The 22,533-nt window shown below is 28.7% G+C and carries 19 protein-coding genes; 6 read left to right on the forward strand and 13 right to left on the reverse strand.

Annotation, left to right across the window (positions count from 1 at the left end; genetic code table 11):
- Window positions 1–4 precede the first annotated feature (4 nt).
- On the reverse strand, window positions 5–856 hold the full coding sequence (locus H3N56_RS00355) for a MurR/RpiR family transcriptional regulator (protein WP_185879372.1): 852 nt from the start codon (window positions 854–856) through the stop codon (window positions 5–7).
- A 183-nt stretch (window positions 857–1,039) separates the two neighbouring features.
- Between H3N56_RS00355 and H3N56_RS00360 the strand changes: the two genes are divergently transcribed.
- The 4 genes from H3N56_RS00360 to H3N56_RS00375 are packed head-to-tail and all read left to right on the forward strand — an operon-like array spanning window position 1,040 to window position 5,222.
- On the forward strand, window positions 1,040–1,957 hold the full coding sequence (locus tag H3N56_RS00360; protein ID WP_185879373.1) for a dihydrodipicolinate synthase family protein: 918 nt from the start codon (window positions 1,040–1,042) through the stop codon (window positions 1,955–1,957).
- Window positions 1,958–1,975: 18 nt separating this feature from the next.
- Complete coding sequence (locus tag H3N56_RS00365) at window positions 1,976–2,329, forward strand: PPC domain-containing DNA-binding protein (protein WP_185879374.1); 354 nt, start codon at window positions 1,976–1,978, stop codon at window positions 2,327–2,329.
- 20 nt (window positions 2,330–2,349) lie between these two features.
- Window positions 2,350–3,327: a TAXI family TRAP transporter solute-binding subunit gene (locus tag H3N56_RS00370; RefSeq protein ID WP_185879375.1), complete on the forward strand. Its 978-nt coding sequence runs from the start codon at window positions 2,350–2,352 to the stop codon at window positions 3,325–3,327.
- A gap of 29 nt (window positions 3,328–3,356) precedes the next feature.
- Window positions 3,357–5,222 carry a TRAP transporter permease gene (locus H3N56_RS00375; RefSeq protein ID WP_185879376.1) on the forward strand — a complete coding sequence of 622 codons (1,866 nt, stop codon included), beginning with the start codon at window positions 3,357–3,359 and terminating at the stop codon, window positions 5,220–5,222.
- A gap of 74 nt (window positions 5,223–5,296) precedes the next feature.
- Here H3N56_RS00375 and H3N56_RS00380 read toward each other — a convergent pair whose 3' ends face one another.
- The 8 genes from H3N56_RS00380 to H3N56_RS00415 all read right to left on the reverse strand — a co-directional run bounded on the left by H3N56_RS00380 (window position 5,297) and on the right by H3N56_RS00415 (window position 13,881).
- Window positions 5,297–6,301 (reverse strand): hypothetical protein, encoded by a 1,005-nt coding sequence (locus H3N56_RS00380; RefSeq protein ID WP_185879377.1) that lies wholly within the window; start codon window positions 6,299–6,301, stop codon window positions 5,297–5,299.
- A 134-nt stretch (window positions 6,302–6,435) separates the two neighbouring features.
- Window positions 6,436–7,395, reverse strand: coding sequence for a ketose-bisphosphate aldolase (locus tag H3N56_RS00385; RefSeq protein ID WP_185879378.1), 960 nt, complete (start codon window positions 7,393–7,395; stop codon window positions 6,436–6,438).
- The gene (locus tag H3N56_RS00390; protein ID WP_185879379.1) at window positions 7,368–8,288 is read right to left on the reverse strand and encodes a carbohydrate kinase family protein; all 921 of its coding nucleotides are present in this window, start codon (window positions 8,286–8,288) and stop codon (window positions 7,368–7,370) included. The genes H3N56_RS00385 and H3N56_RS00390 overlap by 28 nt, the downstream gene beginning before the upstream one ends.
- A gap of 1 nt (window position 8,289) precedes the next feature.
- Window positions 8,290–9,663, reverse strand: coding sequence for a PTS ascorbate transporter subunit IIC (locus H3N56_RS00395; protein WP_185879380.1), 1,374 nt, complete (start codon window positions 9,661–9,663; stop codon window positions 8,290–8,292).
- Between the two features lie 35 nt (window positions 9,664–9,698).
- Window positions 9,699–9,974: a PTS sugar transporter subunit IIB gene (locus H3N56_RS00400; protein ID WP_185879381.1), complete on the reverse strand. Its 276-nt coding sequence runs from the start codon at window positions 9,972–9,974 to the stop codon at window positions 9,699–9,701.
- 16 nt (window positions 9,975–9,990) lie between these two features.
- Entirely contained in the window at window positions 9,991–10,413 is a 423-nt protein-coding gene (locus H3N56_RS00405; protein ID WP_185879382.1) for a PTS sugar transporter subunit IIA, read from the reverse strand.
- A gap of 107 nt (window positions 10,414–10,520) precedes the next feature.
- Window positions 10,521–12,560 carry a BglG family transcription antiterminator gene (locus H3N56_RS00410; RefSeq protein ID WP_185879383.1) on the reverse strand — a complete coding sequence of 680 codons (2,040 nt, stop codon included), beginning with the start codon at window positions 12,558–12,560 and terminating at the stop codon, window positions 10,521–10,523.
- Window positions 12,561–12,633: 73 nt separating this feature from the next.
- Window positions 12,634–13,881 carry a pyridoxal phosphate-dependent aminotransferase gene (locus H3N56_RS00415; RefSeq protein WP_185879384.1) on the reverse strand — a complete coding sequence of 416 codons (1,248 nt, stop codon included), beginning with the start codon at window positions 13,879–13,881 and terminating at the stop codon, window positions 12,634–12,636.
- Between the two features lie 185 nt (window positions 13,882–14,066).
- On the opposite strand from H3N56_RS00415, the gene H3N56_RS00420 reads away from it, so the two are divergent.
- Complete coding sequence (locus tag H3N56_RS00420) at window positions 14,067–15,794, forward strand: phosphoenolpyruvate carboxykinase (protein ID WP_185879385.1); 1,728 nt, start codon at window positions 14,067–14,069, stop codon at window positions 15,792–15,794.
- 92 nt (window positions 15,795–15,886) lie between these two features.
- Window positions 15,887–16,855: a type I phosphomannose isomerase catalytic subunit gene (locus tag H3N56_RS00425; RefSeq protein WP_185879386.1), complete on the forward strand. Its 969-nt coding sequence runs from the start codon at window positions 15,887–15,889 to the stop codon at window positions 16,853–16,855.
- Window positions 16,856–16,871: 16 nt separating this feature from the next.
- Here the strand turns inward: H3N56_RS00425 and H3N56_RS00430 are convergent, their stop codons facing one another.
- The 4 genes from H3N56_RS00430 to hydA all read right to left on the reverse strand — a co-directional run bounded on the left by H3N56_RS00430 (window position 16,872) and on the right by hydA (window position 22,512).
- A complete protein-coding gene (locus H3N56_RS00430) occupies window positions 16,872–18,560 on the reverse strand; it encodes a M3 family oligoendopeptidase (protein WP_185879387.1) in 1,689 nt (562 codons plus the stop codon).
- Window positions 18,561–18,575: 15 nt separating this feature from the next.
- A complete protein-coding gene (locus H3N56_RS00435; protein WP_185879388.1) occupies window positions 18,576–19,385 on the reverse strand; it encodes a histidinol-phosphatase HisJ family protein in 810 nt (269 codons plus the stop codon).
- 18 nt (window positions 19,386–19,403) lie between these two features.
- Window positions 19,404–21,020: a BCCT family transporter gene (locus tag H3N56_RS00440; RefSeq protein WP_185879389.1), complete on the reverse strand. Its 1,617-nt coding sequence runs from the start codon at window positions 21,018–21,020 to the stop codon at window positions 19,404–19,406.
- Between the two features lie 151 nt (window positions 21,021–21,171).
- Window positions 21,172–22,512: a dihydropyrimidinase gene (gene hydA, locus H3N56_RS00445; RefSeq protein WP_185879390.1), complete on the reverse strand. Its 1,341-nt coding sequence runs from the start codon at window positions 22,510–22,512 to the stop codon at window positions 21,172–21,174.
- Window positions 22,513–22,533 lie beyond the last annotated feature (21 nt).

The following is a 22,533-nucleotide window of genomic DNA, read 5'->3' on the forward strand; positions in this document are numbered from 1 at the left end:
ATATCTATTTTTTAAAATAAATATCGATTTCTTCTGTTATGGATTTTAATTTTTGAATTTGCTCTAAAGAATGATTTTTATTTTTTTTACCAAATGAGGTTACTATAAAATTTAACATACTTATTGCAGCTATAAAAGAATAAGTTTTGCTATTATTATAAGCATATAAAACTTTATCTCCCAACTCTACAAAAGGAGACTCCATTGTATCCGTTAAACATATCACTCTACATCCTTTACATATAAAATAACTAGTTATTTTATATGTAAATTTAACATAAGGATAAAAACATATACTGAATACTACATCATCAGGCTTTACATATAATAATTTATTAGTGTAATCTTCCCTATCTGAAGTAATCATCTCAACCTCTTCTTTCAATCCTTTCAATAAATAAAAAAGATAATATGCAAAAGAATAAGATAATCTATTTCCGACGATATAAACTTTATTAGATGTGTTTAACATATTTACAATCTCTTCCAAATCTAGAAATACTTTTTCTGTTTTTAAAGCTTTTAACATATCAATATTTGTATCTATAATGTCATTAAAAACTTCAAAAGATTCTCTATCGTTTATAATTGACTCTCTAAACTCTTTTGTAGGAATAATTTCTTTTTTTAAAAAATTTTTTAAAGTTGTTTGTAATTCTGAGTACCCGCTGAAATTTAATGATTTACAAAATCTTACAATTGTTGCAGTACTTACTCCACTCTTTTCAGAAACTTCTTTCAAATTTAATAATGGTATTTCATGGATATTTTCAATCATATAGCTTGATATTATTTTAAACATTTTACTTGACTTAGTTTTTTTCAACATTAATTCATTCATAATATTTATTTCCATATCAATTCTCCTTAATCTATCTTTAGTTCTAATTATAGTTAATATTTCAAAAAAAAGCAAATACAAAATGAATAATAATTCATTATTGATTTTATATGAATTATTTTTTCCATTTATCTATTGATTTTTTAATTCTTATATTATATACTCGGACCAAGACAAAAACTAATAGGAGGATTTTTTATGAATAAACCACAAGGATCTTGGGTAGCAATACCTACTCCATATACGAAAGAAGGTAAAATTGACTATGAAGGTTTCAAGACTATTATTGAGTTTCAAGCTAAATATGGTACTTCTCAACTTTTAGTTATGGGATCCGCTGGAGAAGTAACCCTTTTAACTCTGGAAGAAAAAAAAGAGATTGTTAAAAATGTTATAAAAATGTCTAAAGGACTAATTCCAGTATATTTTGGAACTGGCTTTCCTTCTACAGGTGAAGTTGTAGAATTTAGTCAGTTTGCTGAAAAAGAAGGAGCGGATGGTTTAATATTTACTATTCCACCATATCTTTTAATACCTCAGGCAGCAGCGTATGAACATTTTTTAACTTGCATGAAATCTGTAAGTATTCCTGTCGGTATTTATAATAATCCTTCTAGGGTAGGAGTTAATATTGAACCTGAAACTATTGAAAAATTAGCCAAAGAATGTTCTAATTTTATAGTTGTAAAAGAGGCTATGGGACAGGTTAAACAATTAGTAAAAACAAAAAGAGCTCTTGGAGATAGACTTAATATTCTTTGTTGTGATTATCCTGGATACTCTATAGTTATTCCTACATTGGGAATGGGAGGAAACGGTTTAGCTAATATTGGAGGAAATATAATTCCAGAAGAAATGGCCAAAATGGCTAGACCTTGGACAAGTGTTGAAATTATGGAGGAATGCAGAGAGCTTTATTTCAAATATTATCCGTTACTTGAAGCGCTTTATTGGTTCTCAAATCCTATTGTTATAAAAGCTGCTTATAAGATTCTTGGACTTCCTTCTGGTTCTTTAAGAAAACCATATCCAGAATTAAAAGGAGAAAAAGTAGAACAGTTAAGAAAAATAATGGATGATTTAGGTGTTATTGAAAAGTATGGAGTAAAAAAATAAATTTTTAAGGAGATTATCATGATTCACATATTAGAATTAAAGAAAGGTGAAATTGTTAAAGATAAAATTAAGGAGTTCTTTGAAACTACTAATTGGGAAGAAGCCTATGTTATGAGTGGACTAGGATCTTTAGTGGATGTGAAATTAACAAATGCTGCTGATTTTAATATTCCTCCCAAAGTTAAAATGACTTGTTTTGAAGGTCCATTTGAAGCACTAAGTTTATTTGGTGAAGTAAAAAAACAAAGTAATGAAACATTTGTTCATATACATTTATGCGGTTCTTTGAGTAACTCTGAAACACATGGTGGTGGGTTATTTCACGCTGAAGTTTTTAGAGGATTAAGAGTTTATCTTCAAAAAATTAAATAAATCTAAAAGGGGGAATATATATGAACAAAAAATCCTTTAAGCTAGTGACGTTAGGATTAGCATTAATTTCTTTTTTTACTATTAATGAAATTGCTTTATCTAAAACCAATAGATTAGCAATTGGAACCTCAACTCCTGGTGGAAATTACTATCTTGTTGGAGGAGGATGGTCTAATGTAATTACAAATAACTCTCCTGATATTGAAGTTACTGCCGAGGTCACTGGTGGTTCTACAGCTAACTTAACTATGATACAAACTGGAAAAATCGACATTGGAGTTACTATGGGGTCAACAATAATAGAAAGTATTGAGGCAAAAGAGGCTTGGACTCAAGGGAAACCTAAAGATAAAATTAGAATATTACTTCCTCTTTACCCTTCTGCTTTTACAATATATTCACTGGAGAAGTATCCAATCAAAGATATAAATGAGATTCATGGTAAAAAAGTAGGAACTGGAAATTTAGGTGCTGGAGTGGACAGTATTGCCAAGTCAATTTTTAAAGAATTAAATATCACTCCTAAACAGATTCACAACGATAGCCATAATAATACTGTTGGGGCTGTTGGAGATGAAATTATTGACGCTGGAATTAGTTTTCAATATCCACCTTATCCTGCTTTACTTGATTTAGAATCTTCAAAAAATATATTTTATACTTCATTAACTGAAGATGAGCTTAATAAAATTGTAACAAAACTTCCTTTCTTATCTAAAGGAACTATTCCTAAGGGAAGTTATAAAGGTGCTTCCGAGGATATAAATACCGTAATAGACTGGAACTGGTTAGTTTGTAGTGCTGATATGAGTGAAGAGGTTGTATATAACCTTGTTAAAACAACATTTGAAAACAAAGATACTCTTCTAACAGTGAATAAAGCTTTAGAAAATATTCAACCCGAAAACTATACATATGCCAAATCTAAGCTTCATCCTGGAGTAATAAAATATTTAAAAGAGATAAATATTGTAGTTCCTAACGAACTCATTCCTTAAGATAACATTAAGTGTGGAGGGAAAAATGAATGAAAAAAATAATAAATTCTATTTCAGTTTTAATGGCCTTATTTCATATAGCAGTTTTTACTTTTATTCCAATTAAAAGTGGAGTTTTATACTCTTTCCATCTTTTATTTGGTATGGTCCTAATATTCCTAGGGATATTTACAACTAAAAAAGAAGCATCTTTTATTAGAAAATTAATTGGTATTATTCTAATTATTCTAACTTTTGTCACTACAATATATATAATAAAAGATTACGATACTTTCGCTATGAGAATACAAATATTTCCTGAAAATATTGATATTTTAATGGGAATATTAACAACTATTATTGTTTTAGAAGGAACAAGACGCTCCGCGGGTAATGCCCTTCCTATCATTGCGATAATTTCAATACTTTATGCTTTTTACGGTATGGTTCTTCCTGGAGTTTTTGGACATAGAGGTTACGATTTAACAAGGGTTGTTTCAACTATATATAGTGAACAAGGAATTTTTGGATCCTCACTTGGAGTTTCTGCTACGAATGTATTTCTATTTGTTCTTTTTGCCTCTTTCTTAAATTCTAGTGGTGCTGATAAAATATTTCAAGATTTATCATTAGCTATTGCAGGAAAAAAAAGAGGAGGACCTGCAAAAATAGCAGTTCTTAGCAGTACATTCTTTGGAAGTATTTCTGGAAGTGCTGTTGCAAACGTTGTTAGTACGGGAGCTTTCACAATCCCTATGATGAAAAAACAAGGATATCGTGGTGTATTCGCAGGTGCTGTTGAAGCTGTTGCCTCTACAGGTGGACAAATTATGCCACCAATCATGGGTGCTGCTGCTTTTATCCTTAGTGATTTAGCCGGAGTTAAATATTCTGTTGTTTGCTTAGCAGCTCTTATTCCTGCTTTAATGTACTACTTCACATTATTTATAATGGTGGATATTGAATCTATCAAAGAAAATAAAAAACCTTTAGATTCATCTCAAATACCGAATCTAAAAAAAGTTTTAAAAGAAAGTTTAAATCTTTTTATTCCTGTAATTGTTTTGCTCTACTTACTTATATTCAATCAAAGTACTCCAATGATTTCAGCAATAAGTGCAATTGTAGCTATTTTACTTTGTAGTATTTTTAATAAAAAAAGACCCTTAAGCCTAACTACACTTATTGATGGATGCAGTGGCGGTGCCAAGTCCTCTTTACAGGTTATTGCTGCTTGTGCTACTTCTGGAATTGTTGTTGGTATGCTCTCTTTAACTGGGCTAGGATTAAAACTTTCTAATATCATTATAAATTTTTCTCAAGGAAATTTAATCGCAAGTTTAGTTTTGGCAATGCTTGTCAGTTCTGTTCTTGGAATGGGACTTCCGACAACTGCTGCCTACATAATAGCTGCTACTTCTGTAACACCCGCTCTAATAAAATTAGGTGTTACACCTTTATCGGCTCACCTTTTTGTTCTTTATTATTCTGCGATTTCTGCTATAACTCCCCCTGTAGCTGTTGCATCATATGCCGCGGCTGCATTAGCTGAAGAAAATCCTATGAAAGTTGGAATAGAAGCGGTCCGACTAGGATTAGTTGCTTTTATTGTTCCTTTTGCGTTTGTTTTAAATCCTAGATTATTAAATTTAAATTTTGAGATTTCAACAATCTTAACTATAGTTTTTGCACTAATATCATGTCTATCTTTGGCTTATTCCCTACAAGGATGGTTATTACGAAAAATAACCATAGTCGAAAGAATTATTCTCTTTGTTGTAGCAGTAATTCTGGTACATCCTAACTTTTCATTTGCTATTGCAGGATCAATAATTTTTACCATAGTATTTGTACATAATAAAATAAGAGTTAAAAAATCCACATGTATAGATAGTGTTGGAGAAGAAATTATATAAAAATATATAAACATAAAAAAAGCTCTTAAGTTAGTGATAAAACCTCATTAATTTAAGAGCTTTACTTTTATTTTTTATTTTAGTTTAGATTCTTTTTCAAATCCTTCTGATTTAAAATTTTCTCTTATGAGTCCCTTATCGATTTCATAAGTATATTTTGAAGTACTTCTTTCAGTCTCTTTGCTGATAACTAATATCCCACCATCAAAACTATCAATCTCATAAGTATTTCCTTCTGATTTCCATGTATTACCTTTTTCTAAAGGTAATTTCATTATCACTAAATCACTATTAATCTTTCCAGATACATATTCTTCATCTTCACCACTCAAAAATATGACAGTAGCAGATTCTGGTGTTATTTTTATGACTCTTGATGTAGTTATTGCTGTAGTTTCAAATTTTTGTATTACTAAATCATCTGATAATTTTTTAGTAACTACAGTATAACCACTATTTTCAAATCCACCCGAATAGTTCAAAGTAGATTCTGGAAAAAATTTAAAAAGAGATATATTACTTTCCATTTTTTCTAAAGAAATTCCAGGATTTTCACTTAAATTATCAGATAAAATTTTAACTCCATTTACCTTTGTGTTCTTTGGCAATAAAGCTTGGACTGAAGGATTTGAAGGATATTTTTTACCATCAAATTTCATAACTACCGTTCCTGAAGGTCCTCCTCCACCATATACTTCAAGTATAATATCTTTCCACCCATGGGTAGTTTTATCACTTATAATAATTGGGACACGTAGATTAGTGAACTTTGAAATTGTATCATATCCTTCGCTTCTTTCTTTGAGTATAAGACCGGAATCTCCGCCAGTTCCACCAACCATTGGTCCGTAGGCATACACTATTATTTCTGGTTTTTTATCTCCATCCAAATCAATTTTATTGTATAGATAACTTATTTTATCTTCTCCTCTTACAAGAGAAAATTCTTTTATTAAAGATTCTTCAACCTCAATATTTCTTTGAGTTTCTGATTTTATAGAAGGTATCTTATCTGCAAATAGTGATATCCCTCCAAATATAAGTATTGATGCAAATACTAATATTTTTTTCGCATTCATATTTCTCTCCTTTATCTTTAAATCTTAATTACTCTTTATTTAATATACTACTTTTTTTATTTTTTCTTTTAATAAAAAAACTCTTAAATTAGTGATAAAATATCATTAACTTAAGAGCCTTACTTTTATTATATTTACTTTACTTTAAATACTCTAACTATTTTTTCTGAATAATAGTTAGCCATCTCTTTTCTAGGAATAGCTAAATATTTTTTTAAATCCATCTCTTTAGGATTACTTTTCACATATTCAAGAAGTGTACTTGTAAAAACAAGTCTTCCATCTGTATCTACATTTATTTTAGTTACTATTGATTTAGATGCTTTTTGTAACTCTTCATCTGGAATTCCTATAGCATCCTTTATCTCTCCACCATAAGTTCTAAACTTTTCAATATACTCAGCTGGAACTGATGATGAACCATGTAAAACTATCGGGAAATTTCCAAGCTCTTCTTTTACCTTCTCAAGTATATCTAATCTAAGCTTTGGATCAGTTCCTGGCTTAAACTTATGAGCTCCATGGGCTGTTCCAATAGCTATAGCCAATGAATCTACACCACTCTTTTTAACAAACTCTACTACTTCGCTTGGATTAGTAAATCTTTCATCTTCAGAAGATATCTCATCCTCTACTCCAGATAATACTCCAAGTTCTCCCTCAACGCTTGCATCATAAAGTTTTGCTAATTCTACTACCTCTTTAGTTTTTTCTATATTCTTAGAAAATTCTTCATGTGAAGCATCTATCATAACTGATGAGAATCCATAATCTAAACAATCCTTAATTTGATCAAAATCTTTTCCATGATCTAAGTTAAGAGCTACTGATATTTTACTTCCAGATTCTCTAATATCTAAAATTGCTCCTTTTACCATAAGAGCTAATGTTTCTTTTCCAATATATTTTCTAGCTGAATCTGAAATTTGCAAAATAACATCTGATTCTGCTTTAGCACAAGCTTCTAATATCGCTTTAAGTTGCTCTAAGTTAGCGAAGTTAAAAGCAGGAACCGAGTATCCACCTTCGTTTGCTTTTCTAAACATCTCTCTTGTATTTTCTAATCCTAAATCTTGAAATCTATACTTTCCCATTTTTCCATCCTTTTATATATGTCATTTAGTTCTGGTATCGAATCTCTTCCACCTATCTTTTCTACTGACAATGAGGCGCATACTGAAGAGAACTTTATAGCTTCAATAAAATCAAAATTATTACTTAAAGCATATACAAAAGCTCCGTGAAATATGTCTCCCGCTCCTGTTGTATCAATAGCTTTAGTTTGAAAAGCTGGGTGATTATATAGTTCCCCATTTTTTCTATAGATACACCCTTTTTCCCCAAGAGTTATAACTACATTTTTACCATTTAATTCTTCCATTCGAGAAAATACCTCATGATAATTTTCAGGAGTTATTTTTTCTACTTTGGTATAATCTCTAGCAAAATCCTCTGAACAGATAAGATATTCAACTTTACTTGCAAGTTCAACCGTTTCTTCTTTATAACTTCCCGCATCTAAAACTGTCATAGCATTTGGAAACTCTTGAAGAACCATTCTTGCAAGTTCTATCTCATGACCATCAAAGAGAATAAACTTAGGTTTCTCTTGATACTCCAATCTATAATCAGAAGGAATAATATTTTTACTTCTATGATTTAGAATTGTTCTACTTCCTATAGAAGTATTAGTTATTATCATACTGCAAGGAGTAATATACTCATTTCTAATTAAACTATTTCTTAAATCTATCCCTACTGACTCCAGTTCCCATACTATATTCTTTCCGTAAGGATCTGTTCCCAATGTAGTTATATAAGAAGTGTCTTCTCCATATTTTCCTAATAGATACGAAGCGTTCCCAGTGGGCCCGCCTCCCATCATTTTTGTTTCATCAACCTTATATTTTCTATTTTCTATAGGATACTCATTCATCAGATACGTAATATCACAAGCTGAATGACCAACACAAAGTATCTTTTTCATTTTAGTATTCATCCCTTGCATTAATTACTTTTGCATCCTTTTGAACTAAAGATGATACTACTATAAATACAATTAGAACTAAGATTATTGCTAAAATTCCTTCAGCTTTATAAACCTCTCCAACTTTTCCAACTATGATACCTAAAACTCCGAAATCAATATCTCCAAACGTTGTATTTTGGAATCCAATTCCTCCAAGTACTGGAAGAAGAAGTGCTGGTAAGAAAGATAAGAATAATCCATTTACAAAAGCTCCAACTATAGCTCCCTTTTTACCTCCAGTTGCGTTTCCATATATTCCAGCTGTAGCTCCACAGAAGAAGTGAGGTACAAGTCCTGGAATTATAAGTACTGCTCCCATAGCTCCCAGTATAAACATTCCTATTACTCCACCTATGAAAGATGAAAGGAATCCAATGATTACAGCATTTGGTGCATATGTAAAGAATACTGCACAATCAACTGCTGGAATCGAGTTAGGTATAACCTTTTGAGATATTCCTTGGAAAGCTGGAATAAGTTCTGATAGTATCATTCTTACACCGTTATAAACAATTGTAACTCCTACAGCAAAACTTAATGCTGAAGTTATTGCAAATACTATGTAGTTCTTTCCACCTGAAAGCTCTGCAACATACTCAGGCCCAGCTGCAACAGCTGCAACTATATAAAATATTAACATAGTGATACCAGTTGAGATTGTTGTATCTCTTAAGAAGTTTAATTTTTCTGGAATCTTGATATTTTCTGTACTATCTTCAGGATTTCCTATTTTTGATCCTATATACGCTGCTATGTAGTAACCAATAGATCCAAAGTGACCCATTGCTATTCCATCATTATCAGTAACTAAATCTGTATATTTCTGTCCTATAGCTGGAGAAATAGCTGACCACATTCCAAGAAGTAATCCTCCAACTAATACAAGTGCTCCACCTTCAAAACCAATTGTTGCAAGTACTGCTGAGAACATACAAGCTAAGAAGAAACTGTGGTGTCCTGTTAAGAATATATATTTAAACTTTGTAAATCTTGCAATTAAAATATTGATTATAAGTCCTGCTACAAGAATAAACATTGTTTCTTTTCCTAAAACTTTTTGAGCTATAGAAACTATTGCCTCATTGTTTGGAACTACTCCTGTTATATTAAATCCTTTTTCTATCATTTTTCCTAAATAATCTAGGTTTTTAACGATAAAGTCTGCTCCTGCTCCAAGCATTATAAATCCAAGTATTGGTTTAAGAGTTCCTGTTATAAGTTTATTTATTGGTTTTTTTAATGCTAAAAGTCCAACTAGAGACATAAGCCCCAATAGAAATGCTGGATTTGTTAAAATATCATTTCCTATTATTTGTAATAATCCTACTATCATTTTTCCCCTCCAAATTTATTTTTACCTTTTGTTTTTTATTTTACTAAACTTTGAATTATCTCTAAAACATCTTCTTTTATTTTCTTTTTATTTGTATAACTTCTGATAGGTGCAGTTTTTATTGTTGTAATTTGATCAGCTAATTCTTTAATTGTAATAATCAAATCAACGTCTTTTCCTGTTACAGAGTTAAAATCACAAGAACTTACACTTGCATTTATCCCTTCTTCTTGACAAAGCTCTTCAACTTTCATCGCACACATTAAGCTACTTCCAATTCCATTACCACATACTGTTAAAATTTTTACCATCTTGAATCTCCCCTTTTTATAAAAAATTTAATATTTCAACTTCAGTTGATGATTTTGATAATTTTTCAATAATCTCTTCATCATCTATCAGATTTGATAGTTTTCTAATTACATCTATATGAGATGTATTGTCTTTAGAGGCAAGCATAAATATAAGGTTTACTTTCTCATCATCAGAAAAATCTACTCCTTCTTTTATAACTAAAAGAGATACTGATGTTTCAAGAGCTCCATCTTCTGGTCTTGCATGAGGCATAGCCACACCATCTGTTAAAATGATATAGTTTCCTAATTTTTCTATATTTTTTATAGCCGCTTCTATATATCTGCTCTCAATTGCTCCTTTTTCAAGAAGAATTTCTCCAGACTTTTGAACTCCATCTCTCCAACCATTAACCTTATCAAGTATACGTATGTTTCCCTCTAAAATTTTCTTCATATACAACCAACCTTTTTGATATTTTTTATTATACTTAAATTATAGTGAAAAGGTTCCAAATTTAAAAGAGGCTAGTTTTTTTATATTTTTTCATAAAAAAAAGCTTCCTAATCAGGAAACTCTCTTTTTAAAAGCTTTATAAAATCGTCACTTTTCTTTATTTTTTTTATACTCTCTATAAACCCATCTTTATTGGATAAATCTACCAATTTCATAAAGGTATCTAGATGTTCTTTATTATCTTTTGATGAAAATAGAATAAAAACTGATACCTTTTCTCCACTTGGAAGTGAAACAGGCTCCTCTGATGTTAGAATGGCAAATCCTGTCTCATTTACATCTCCCTTTGTTCTCGCATGGGGAAATACCACTTGAGGCCCTAAAACCATATAACCACCAAACTCTTCAATAGTTTTTATAGAGTTTTTTATGTAACTTTCTTCTATTGATTTTGATTTTATAAGAAGATTTCCGACCTTTTCAATTGCTTCTCTCCAATCCTTCACTTTTTCATTTATTAAAACCCTATCTGATCTTAAGTAGTCGAAAATTGTATTGTTATCGTGAAAAATATCGTCCACTAAAAATCCTTCAAGAAGAGATTGTAAGTCTCTTTTAAGACTTTTTTCATTCAACTCTTTACTATTTTTTCTTATTACTTCAATTAAACTCTTCATAGATATCTTTTTACTATTTTTTAAGATTCCATAACTCTCTATTTTTTTCTTATCCTCATCATTTAAAATAGAATTTAACTTAATTATAGGTTTAGATGTAAATCCCTTCTCTATATCTATAGTTGTTAAAACTAAATCTACACATTCTTTAGCTACAACCTTTTCTAACATATATTTCGGAATTATATCAACTATATCAACATCGTAATATTGTTTTATCTGTTGAGCCAAAAGTTTTGAAGTCCCATATCCTGAGCCACATACCAATATAACTTTAGCTTTTTCACTTCTGACAACATTTCTATCCATAGCTGCCTTAAAGTGAATTACTAAAAATGATATTTCATCTTCTGTAAACTTTACTCCCATAGATTTTTCAAGATTTTTAATAACAGTCTCAGCTATTTCAAATAGATGTGAATAACTCTCTAGAATCTCTTTATATATTGAGTTTTCAAGCTCTATATGATTTTTTATTCTATATATAGTTGGTTTTATATGATTTAATAGTCCCTCCAATAGAACTTTATCTTGAGAAATATCCTCTTCTATCTTATCACTAAATTCTTGAATCATATTTTTTACTATAACTTCAATTTCAACCCAATTATCATAATATGAATAATTTAGATTATATGTATTACTTCCTAAGAAATAATCAGTTATCTTTAGATATTCAAACTTTGAAAATTCTACCTCATACCATTCTTCGAGTATTGGAGAACCTTTTTTTATACATTTATATTCCTTAGTTTCTGATAAAAACTTTTCATTTTTTATGCTTTCTATAGTATAACCTTTTTTATTCATATATAGACTTATCTTTAAGTAATTTACAATAATATCGTGAGCTTCGTCTGATATTATTATTTCTATAAGTTTTTGACAGTAATTTATAAATCTTTTAATTCCAACTTCATCAATTCTATCTAAAATAAGTTCCTTTACTTTATTTTTAAGATATACTGAATTCCCACGAGATATCACATTTAAAATTTTTAAAAGAGCTCCACGAATATTCTCCTCTTTCCCTTTCAATTCAAGTCCTTTTCTATATTGGATATCTAAAGTTAAATTATACTTTTCTAAAAATTTCTTTACTTCTTTTAAATGCCCTTTAACGGTAGTTTTACTTATATCTAATTCTTCTGAAATTTCTCTTTGATTTATTTCCCTATCTAAAAGAGTTTTTAAAATAATACAACTCTCTCTTTCATCCGAAGAAATATTATACTGATCATAACTTTCTAAAATTTCTCTTATTTCATTCAGATTTTCAAATTTTAAAATACCTTTTTCTATTTCTATCTCTTGATATTCATTCATCACTAATTTTTCATTTAATTTTTCAAGCTCATATCTAACACTTCTTTGAGAGATATTAAATTTAGATGCTATCTCTTTTATAGTTGCATTTTTATTATTTTCTATGACATAATCAAATACTTCAATCAATTTTGAAGACCACATTTTATTTCCCCCATAATAGATTTTATTATCTACCATATTTTAAACGTAGTCTTCCCATATGTCTATATAAATTTTAATTCACTTTATTTATACAGTCTTTAATTTTTTTTGCTAATCCTTTAACTTTTCCTTTATTAATACTACAAAGTGCAACTCTTACTGATGAATCTAAAACTACAGTATAAATATGATTTGCTTCTAAATTTTTAACTACTTCTTTTATATTTTTCTTAACAGGAATAGTTATGAAAAAACCACTCTTATAGTTATAAGTTTCTAACTTAACATCATTAGCTTCTTTTAGAAAAATATCCGCTCTTTCTCTTATAAGGGAAATATATTCATTTCTTTCTTTTTGTAAATCTTCATAATGATCTTTATTTAAAACTATCTCAGAAAACATTTTCATTCCACCTCTAGATACATTGGACCATAATGTTCTGCATGAAAACTTACTCGCTTTTTCAAAATCTTTAATCACATTTTCATCTGAAGAAAGTGCCAACTGCGCTCCAACTCTTAATCCATAGCTTGTAAATGATTTAGACATACTGAATATAAAAATTGTTAATAAATTTTTTGGTAAGTCTTTAAATAAAAATCTGTATTCGTCTTTTTCCTTTTCATCTCTTTCGTCAAAATCAATATATGCTATATCATTGATTAAAATAACATGTTTTTTCTCACTTGCTTCTTTCAATACATCTAATATCGCTTTCCATTCATCTATAGATAGCTTGTATCCTGTTGGATTTTGACAAGGATCATTAATAATAACCACTAAAGACTCTTGAACTGATATCAAATTAAAAACTTGATTTTTAAAATCCTCTATATCAAATTCACCTTTTTCATTAAATAAGTTATAAGTTTGATGACTTCCTCCAACCTCTTCTGCAATTAATTTATAAGAATCCCACATAAGATTTGGAAGCAAAACCTTTTCTCCTCTATTTAAATAATTTTTCATTGTATTGCTTATAGCACCAGTCCCTCCTGGAGTTGCTACAACATCTAAATAATTTTCATTAAAAACATTTGAGTAATTTTCTCCTAAAACAACTCTTTTAACTGCTTCTTTATAATCTTCAGTTCCAGTTATTCCAGCCCCATATCCAAAAATATCTTCTGAACAAATATTTTTATATACTTCAACAACTTTATTAAAAGTTACAAGTTTTTCTTTCTCATCATACAATGATCCTATCGTTGCATTAATAACATTTTCAACTCCATATTTTTTACTAGCTTCTTTTGCTTTATTGGCACTCTCAAAAACCTTATCATGTATCTCTTTTACTTTTGATTCTTTAGCTAGCATCTTTCTCCACCTCTTAAAATAATTTATTATTTAACTCATTATAAACAATAAAAATTAAAATTTCAACCTTTTTTGAAAATATTTTTTTATTTTTAAAAAATAAGATCAAAATAATTTCAAATATATTTGACATCTAATTATTTTTTGTATAGAATTATGCTATAAGAAATTTTAGGAGGTAAAAAATGAAACAAGAAATTGCTATAAGTAGAAATAGTGCTATTATGAATTTTACTATAAGATATTGCGACTCATCTGAATCCCTTTTAAATAGTGTGAGTTTCAATAAAGTATTAACCTTATACTTAGATAAAATTGAGAAAAAAGATACACTTGTATTCAAATATCTACATGAAAATTTTAAATCTAATTTTTTATCTCATGAATTAACTAAACTTTTTAAATTATTAATAGTACTTGATATTCCAGAAATAGAAAATTTTGATGAGAAATATTCTAATCTTTTTAAAAACAAAGAAATTTTAATTGAATTTATAGAGGGTTTTTACTCATTTTGGAGAAAATTCGAAAGATATGCGGTAGTTAGAAATAAACAAACTAAAGATGGACTTCAAAGTGTTAATTTCATAGACTCTATGAATAATTTTACAAATTTAATTTTAAATACATATAGAAAAATTGAAGAAAAAATTATCGGATATAGTCATAGAGTTTATCGACAGCTTTCTGCTGGAGCTAATGCTGGAATTGTTTTAACAGATATAAAATGGAGTTGCCCCGCGGAATACTCATATTTAGAAAAAGTTCCATTTATTGAGTCCATAGTACTTCAACCACCATTTATTACATATCCAAAAAGAAATACAAGAAAAGGAACATTTAAAGAAGTTGTAGAAAATCCTCTTGAAAACCTTGGGATAAATCTTAATAACTGGCTATGCTTTCCAGCTAAAGTTGGAGAACTTCTTGCCTTTGTATATTTTGATACAAATTTCATGGCTCAAGGAATCACACTTTGTAATCTCTTTGAACTAGCAAAAAAAGAAGAATATGAAGGAATGAAACCCGATATTATATACATGTATGGAGTAAAAGATTTCGAATCAGAAATGAAAACAACATTTTATAATGACAAAGTAAATAATATAATGATTGGATATGCTAATTATAATGAAGATATCGATTATTTTGGTTATATGAAAAAAATGATCTTAACTCTTCATAATGTTAAAATGATTGAAAAAGGTCATCTTCCAATTCATGGAGCAATGGTGAATATAACAATGAAAAATGGAAAAACATTCAATATTGTTATTATGGGAGATAGTGGAGCTGGAAAATCAGAGTCCCTTGAAGCATTTAGAATTCTAAGTGAAGAGTATATAAAAGAAATGAAAATTATATTTGATGACATGGGAGTTTTAAAAATATCTGATGGTAAACCAAAAGGGTATGGAACAGAAGTTGGAGCTTTTATCAGATTAGACGACTTAGATATTGGATATGCTTACAAGCAAATAGATAGAAGTATCTTTATGAATCCAGATAAAATAAATTCTAGAATTATAATTCCAGTTTCAACTTATGATGAAATTATAAAAGGATACCCTATAGATATATTCCTTTACGCTAATAACTATGAGCAAGGAGAACCGATTGAATTTTTCTCCTCACCTGAAGAGGCTATTCCAGTATTTAAAGCTGGTGCTAGAATGGCTAAAGGAACTACAAGCGAGACTGGTCTTGTTAAATCATATTTTGCAAATCCATTTGGACCAGTTCAAAAACAAAAAGAAACTGATCTTTTAATTGATAGTTTCTTTAAAGAAATGTTTGATAAAGGTGTTAAAGTTGGACAGATCAAAACTTCTCTCGGTATTGTAGGAATGGAAAAAGAAGGTCCAAAAACTGCTGCGGAGAAATTATTTAACCTTATAATTGATAAGCATTAAAATTATTTACATTGAAATTTAAATATAAAAATAATATAATTCAGTATGTCAAATTTTTTCAAATACAATTGAAAAATTAGAGGAGTTGAATTATGTATCCATTAAAGTTTAAAAAGCATTTAGTTAAAAAAGTTTGGGGAGGACATGGTTTTCAAGAACTTTTAGGTATCGAACTACCTACTGAAGATAACTATGGTGAGTCTTGGGAAGTTAGTTCTCACAAAAGTGGAATGAGTTTTGTTGAAAATGGTCCATTTTCAGGATTAAGTTTACAAGAACTGCTTGAAAAATATAAAGAACAATTTGTTGGAGAAACAGTTTATAAAAAATATGGTAATAATTTTCCATTACTTATAAAATATTTAGATATTAATGACAAACTTTCTGTACAAGTTCACCCAAGTGATGATTATGCACTAAGAGTTGAAGGAGAATTTGGAAAATCTGAAACTTGGTATGTTATAAATGCAAGTGAAGATGCTACTTTAATTCTAGGAATTAAAAAAGGAATAAATAAAGAAAGTTTTTTTGAAAAATTTAATAAAAAAGAATTTGACGATATTTTTAATATAGTTAGTGTTAAAAAAGGTGATTTTATAGATGTAAAACCAGGACTAGTTCATGCTAGTTTAACTGGAAGTATTGTTATATGTGAAACTCAACAAAATTCTGATACAACATATAGAATTTATGATTTTGATAGACTAGTAGATGGAGAACTAAGACCACTCCACTTAGAAAAAGCTGGTGAAGTTATAAACTTCGATGAATCTCCAATTATAACTACATCTGAAAATAGACAGACTATAGAGTTAAAAAATTGTAGTAAGGAAGAGTTAGTTAGAAATCAATATTTTAATATCGATAAACTTTTTATTACTGGTAAACATTTTGATGATTTAAATTCAAACTTTAAAATACTTTCAATTCTTTCAGGAAATGGAACTATGAAGTGCAACGACGAAGTTTATCCTTTAGTAACTGGAGACACTTACTTTATTCCAGCTCTTTTAAATATCGAAATTGAAGGGAATTTGGAAATTCTAAAATCTTATTTATAAAAAAAGACCTACGAGATTAATCTCGTAGGTTTTCTTTTAACCAGTTCTCTATAGGTGCTACCACAGAACTCACACAACCATCCTCAAATGGAGAAATTAAATTAGATAATTTCACCAACTCTAAAAATGATTTTGTTCCTCCTACATCACATAAATTTAAATAATCTTTCCAAGCTTCATCTCTATTTTCATTCATTTTTTTCCAAAATTGTAAAGCACACATTTGGGCTAAAGTATAATCAATATAGTAAAATGGACTTTGGAATATATGTGATTGTTGGAACCACCAACCACCATTTTCTAAAATTTCACAACCTTCATAATTTTTATGGGGTAGATATTGTTTTTCTAACTTTCTCCAAATATCTTTTCTTTCTTTTGGAGTTAAGTTAGGATTTTCATAAATTTCATGTTGAAATGCATCAACAGTTATCCCGTAAGGTAAAAACTTAATAGCTCCTCCCAAATGTGAGAATTTATATTTGTCTGCATCCTCTTCAAAGAATAAATTCATCCAAGGCCAAGTAAAGAATTCCATACTCATAGAATGAATTTCACAACTCTCATATGTTGGAAAATTTAATTCAGGTATTTCTATCCAACTAGATCTATAAGCTTGGAAAGCATGTCCAGCTTCATGTGTTAAAACATCTATATCTCCCGATGTTCCATTAAAGTTTGAAAATATAAATGGAGATTTATACTCCGAGATATAATCACAATATCCACCACCAGCTTTTCCAGCTTTTGTTTTTAAATCTAATAGCTCATTTTCTACCATAAATTTAAAGAAATCATCTGTTTCCTCAGATAACTCTGAATACATCCTAGATCCATTTTTAAGTATCCACTCTGCATCTCCTTTTGGGATTGCATTTCCATCTTCGAATTCAAATTTCTCATCATAATATCTAAGAGTATCAATGCCTAATCTCTTCTGCTGATTTTTATAAAGCTCCGATGCTATGGGTACAATAAATTCCTTTACCTGTTTTCTAAAATTAGCTACCATTTCAGGATTATAATCTGTCCTATCCATTCTGATATACCCTAATTCCACAAAGTTATTTAATCCTAATTTTTTTGATATCTTATCTCTTACTTTTACAAGTTTATCAAATATTTCGTCTATTTTATCTTCATTTTCCTTAAAGAAATTGTATTTAGCTTCTAGAGATTTTCTTCTGATTTCTCTATCTTTATTTAAAGATAGAGGTGTTAACCCTGATAAATTATATTCTTGATTTTCAAATATTATTTTTGCTGATGCTATTAACTTTTGATATTGAGATCCTAATCTATTTTCTTCTTGAAGATCTTCTATTATCTCAGGTGAGAAGCTTTTCAAAGAATTCTCAGCAAGGTTAAAGAAGTGTTTAGTCAATCTTTCCTCTAATTTTACTCTGAACTTAGAGTTTACAATAGCCTTATAAAATTTAGAATCTAGCTCTTCATAAAGAGGTGATTGCTCATCCCAATAATTATTTTCACTATCATAATAAGTATCTTCAGTATTTATTGTATGTCTTATATAACATATCGATTTCATTGAAAATATATGATTTCTAATCTTATTTATCTCTAGAATGTTTTCATATTGTTGAGATTCGTTCTCAGAGTTCTCAATTTTTTCTATTAAATTTTCCATCTGATTTTTTATTACTTCATAATCTGGTCTTGTATATTTAAATTCTGAAAATTTCACTATATAGACTCTCCTTTATTTATACTTTTTAAAACTAACTTCTTTATTCTTAAATGAAGATATGTATTTGACTCCTATACTTTCTAAAAAATCATAAGCTACATTAAAATCTTTACCAATATCTTCAAATTTATGAGCATCAGAACCTATGGTTATAACCTCACCACCAAGTTCAAAATATCTCTTCAACACTTCATCCTTTGGATAAAATCTATTCTCTCCATATCTAAATCCTGAAGTGTTTATCTCTATTCCTCTTCCTAATGATATAATCTTTTTTAATATCTCTTCTATTATATCCCAATTTTTTTTATAATTTAATTCTCTGTATTGAGGTCCACCATATCTAGTAATAAAATCTAAATGTCCCCAAACACTAAATTCATCAAAAGAATCCAAATTTTTTAATAAGTTTTTAAAATAATCCTCATGAGCTTTTTCAGGTGTCTTTTCTATAAAAAAATCTTTAGAACTTACATCTATTCTATCTATAGAATGAGAGGAAGCAATTATAAAATCGAAAGGATACATTTTAAGTAAATTTCTAGCATAATCCTTCAGATGTGGTTGCATCCCAAATTCTACTCCCAATTTAATATCAATTTTATCTTTGTATATATCTTTTAATTCAAGAATTTTTGGGACATATTCTTCAAAATTTACCATGAAATTCTCACTTACATTAATTACATCAAAATCGTAATGATCTGTTATAGCTATTTCTTTCATTCCTAATTTTTGAGCTTGATTTATTATTTTTTCTAGCTCTTCATTAGAATCTCCTGAAAATTTGCTATGAATATGATAATCACTTAATAATTTCATATTTCCCCCATTTGTAATTTAGTCTGTTTTAACATTCATTAATTCATCTAATTCTTCAATCGATAATGATCCTATTTTCTTTTCTATAAATTCTTTCTTTCTTGTAATCGGATCTTTTTTCAAAGCTAATACTAATGAAACTATCATAATTGGAAATAATAAAAGAAGTGGAAAAGCTATAACTATTGAAGCAGTTTTCAACATATTCAAACCACCTGCAAAAATAAGAGCTATTGCTAAAAATGACTGTGCCAATCCCCATATTATTTTTTTAGTCTTAGGAGGATTTAGTTCTCCATTAGATGACATCATTCCTAAAACATAGGTTGCTGAGTCAGCAGAAGTAACAAAGAATGACCCTAATAAAAATATTGATAGTATACTCATTAACGAACCATAATTATAATGGTTAAAAACAATAAATAAGGCTGTTTCTGCAGATTTTATTGCTTCTCTTCCAATTTCCATTCCTAAGTTTATTCCAAGAGTTCCAAAAGCAGAAAACCAGATAAAAGAAACTAATGATGGAAGTAAAATAACTCCTATTATAAACTCTTTAATTGTTCTTCCTTTTGATATTCTGGCAATAAATGTTCCTACAAATGGTGTCCAAGCTACCCAGCTTGACCAATAAAAAATTGTCCATGATGACATCCAAGTCTTATCTCCAAAACTATTTGTTCTAAGACTAATTTTTAGAAAATTACTTAAATAATCACCTAAATTTTCAACAAAAACATTAAAAATTGAGATAGTTGGTCCAATTACTATAACAGCTAATAGTAATGCTAAAGCTAAAAAAACATTTAAATTAGATAATGTTTTTATTCCTTTACTTAAATCTCCAATTGCAGAATATATGAATATAACTGTAACTACTAGGATTATAATAACTTGGCTTGTTAAATTTTCAGGGATTTGAAATAAAAAATTAAGTCCACTGTTTATTTGTAAAGCTCCCAAACCTAAAGTTGTAGCAACTCCTGTAATTGTAGCTAAAATAGCGATTATGTCAATAACATTTTTTATTATTTCTTTATATTTAAAGTTTTTAAGAAGAGGAGAAAATATAGAACTTAGAAGACCTTTTTCTTTTTTTCTAAATTGAAAATAGGCCATAGTTAGAGCTAGGAAACTGTATATTCCCCATGGGTGAATTCCCCAGTGAAAAAACGACGTTTTAAATGCAAAAGCGATTGCCTCTTTACTTCCACCAACTATTTTAAAAGGCGGATTGACATAGTGAGAAAGTGGTTCAGCTACTCCAAAGAATACTAATCCAACTCCCATTCCAGCGGAAAATAACATAGAGAACCAAGAAACATTTGAGTACTCCGGCCTCGAATCATCATCTCCAAGCCTTATTTGGCCATATTTACTAAAACATAAAAATAAACAAAACATTGATATAATTAAAACTATTAGTAAATATAAAAATCCAAAATTATTTAATATACTATTTAAAATTTTATTTATTGTAATTTCAAACCCAATCTTATCAGCAAATATTGTTGATAAAATAACAAAAATAATTAGAAAAGATAAATAAAATACTCTTTGCTCCTTAAAATTAAAGCTATTAATCCTCTTTGTTATTTCATTAATTAATTTGTTTTTTCTCTCTGTAAATACCATGTAAAACCTCCCCTTTTTTTTAAGTATTACTTAAATCCTAACACAACATTACAATATTTGTCAAATTTCCAAACATTTATAATCTTAATTTAAAAAAAAGTCACAATAAAAAACTGAGGGAAATACAGCTTATTTACCATGACTTTTTCGTCTAATTTCTTTCTATAAATTTTCCTTTTGGAGATTTTTCTAAAAATATTCCGGAATTCACAATCATATCTCCTCTAAGATATGTTTTATCAATTTTACTTAACAACTTAAAGCCATTAAAACAACTGTATTTTGATTTAGAATGAAGTTTTTCTTCATCCAAAATATTTTCAATTTTTTCAAAAACCACTAAGTCTGCATCTTTTCCAACATCGATACTTCCTTTAAATTTTTCCATCCCAAATATTTTAGCTGGATTTAATACTAACAAATCTAAATATTCTTTCACACTCATTTTTCCATTTAATACTTCCGAAAAAAATATTAAATTTCTTTCCTCTACACCGGGGATTCCATTAGGACAATTTAAAAAATTAGTATTACCTTTCAACTTTTGATTTAAAGAAAAACCACAATGATCCGTTGCAATAATATCTATATTACCTTTTCTTAAATTTTCCCAAAGAGATTTTATATCCTTATCTTCTCTGAGTGGTGGACTCAATACATATTTTATAGCATCTTGTTTTAAGTAATTATCATTATTCAAATAAAGATATTGAGTACAAGTCTCAACATATACTTTTTTCCCTTCCAATTTCGCAATTGAAATTTGTTCCATAGCTTCTTTGGTAGAAATATGTACCAAATATAATTTTTCATAATTAATAATATTAGCCAATTTTATTAACCTACAAACTGCTTCTGCTTCGACATCATTTGGTCTTGAATGCGAATGATAAGTTATATCCAATTTCTTTTCTGCTTGAAATTTTTCTTTAAAATATTGTATAACTGAGTCATTTTCGGCATGAACAGCTACAATCATATCTAACCTCTTTGCATATTCGAATAATGTTATAATTTCATAATCATTTTGTTTATACAAATATGTTAAATATATTTTAAAACTATTTATTCCTCTTGATTTTAATTTTTGAAGTTCTTCATAAGTATTTTCATTCAACTCTTGAACTACGCCGTGAAAAGAATAGTCTATATGAGAAAATTTGGCGTTTATCATATATTTATCTATCATATATTCTAAACTACACCCTCTTGGCCCAAATCCAGGATGATCTATTATTGTAGTTGTTCCACCACAGGCAGCAGCAATACTACCAGAGATAAAATCATCCACCGATTTTATCCCTACATCTATATCAAAGTGAGTATGTACATCAATTGCACCAGGTACAATATATTTACCACTTAAATCTACAACTTCTTGATTTTCTTCCTGAATATCGAAGTCTATTTTTTTTATTTTTCCATCTTCTATTAAAATATCTAATAATTCCATTTTATCGTTTCTTAGAATAGTTCCATTTTTTAAAATCATCTTTTCCTCCAATTAAAAAAC

Origin of the sequence: Cetobacterium sp. 2A (genome assembly GCF_014250685.1) — a bacterium.
Classification (GTDB): Bacteria; Fusobacteriota; Fusobacteriia; order Fusobacteriales; family Fusobacteriaceae; genus Cetobacterium.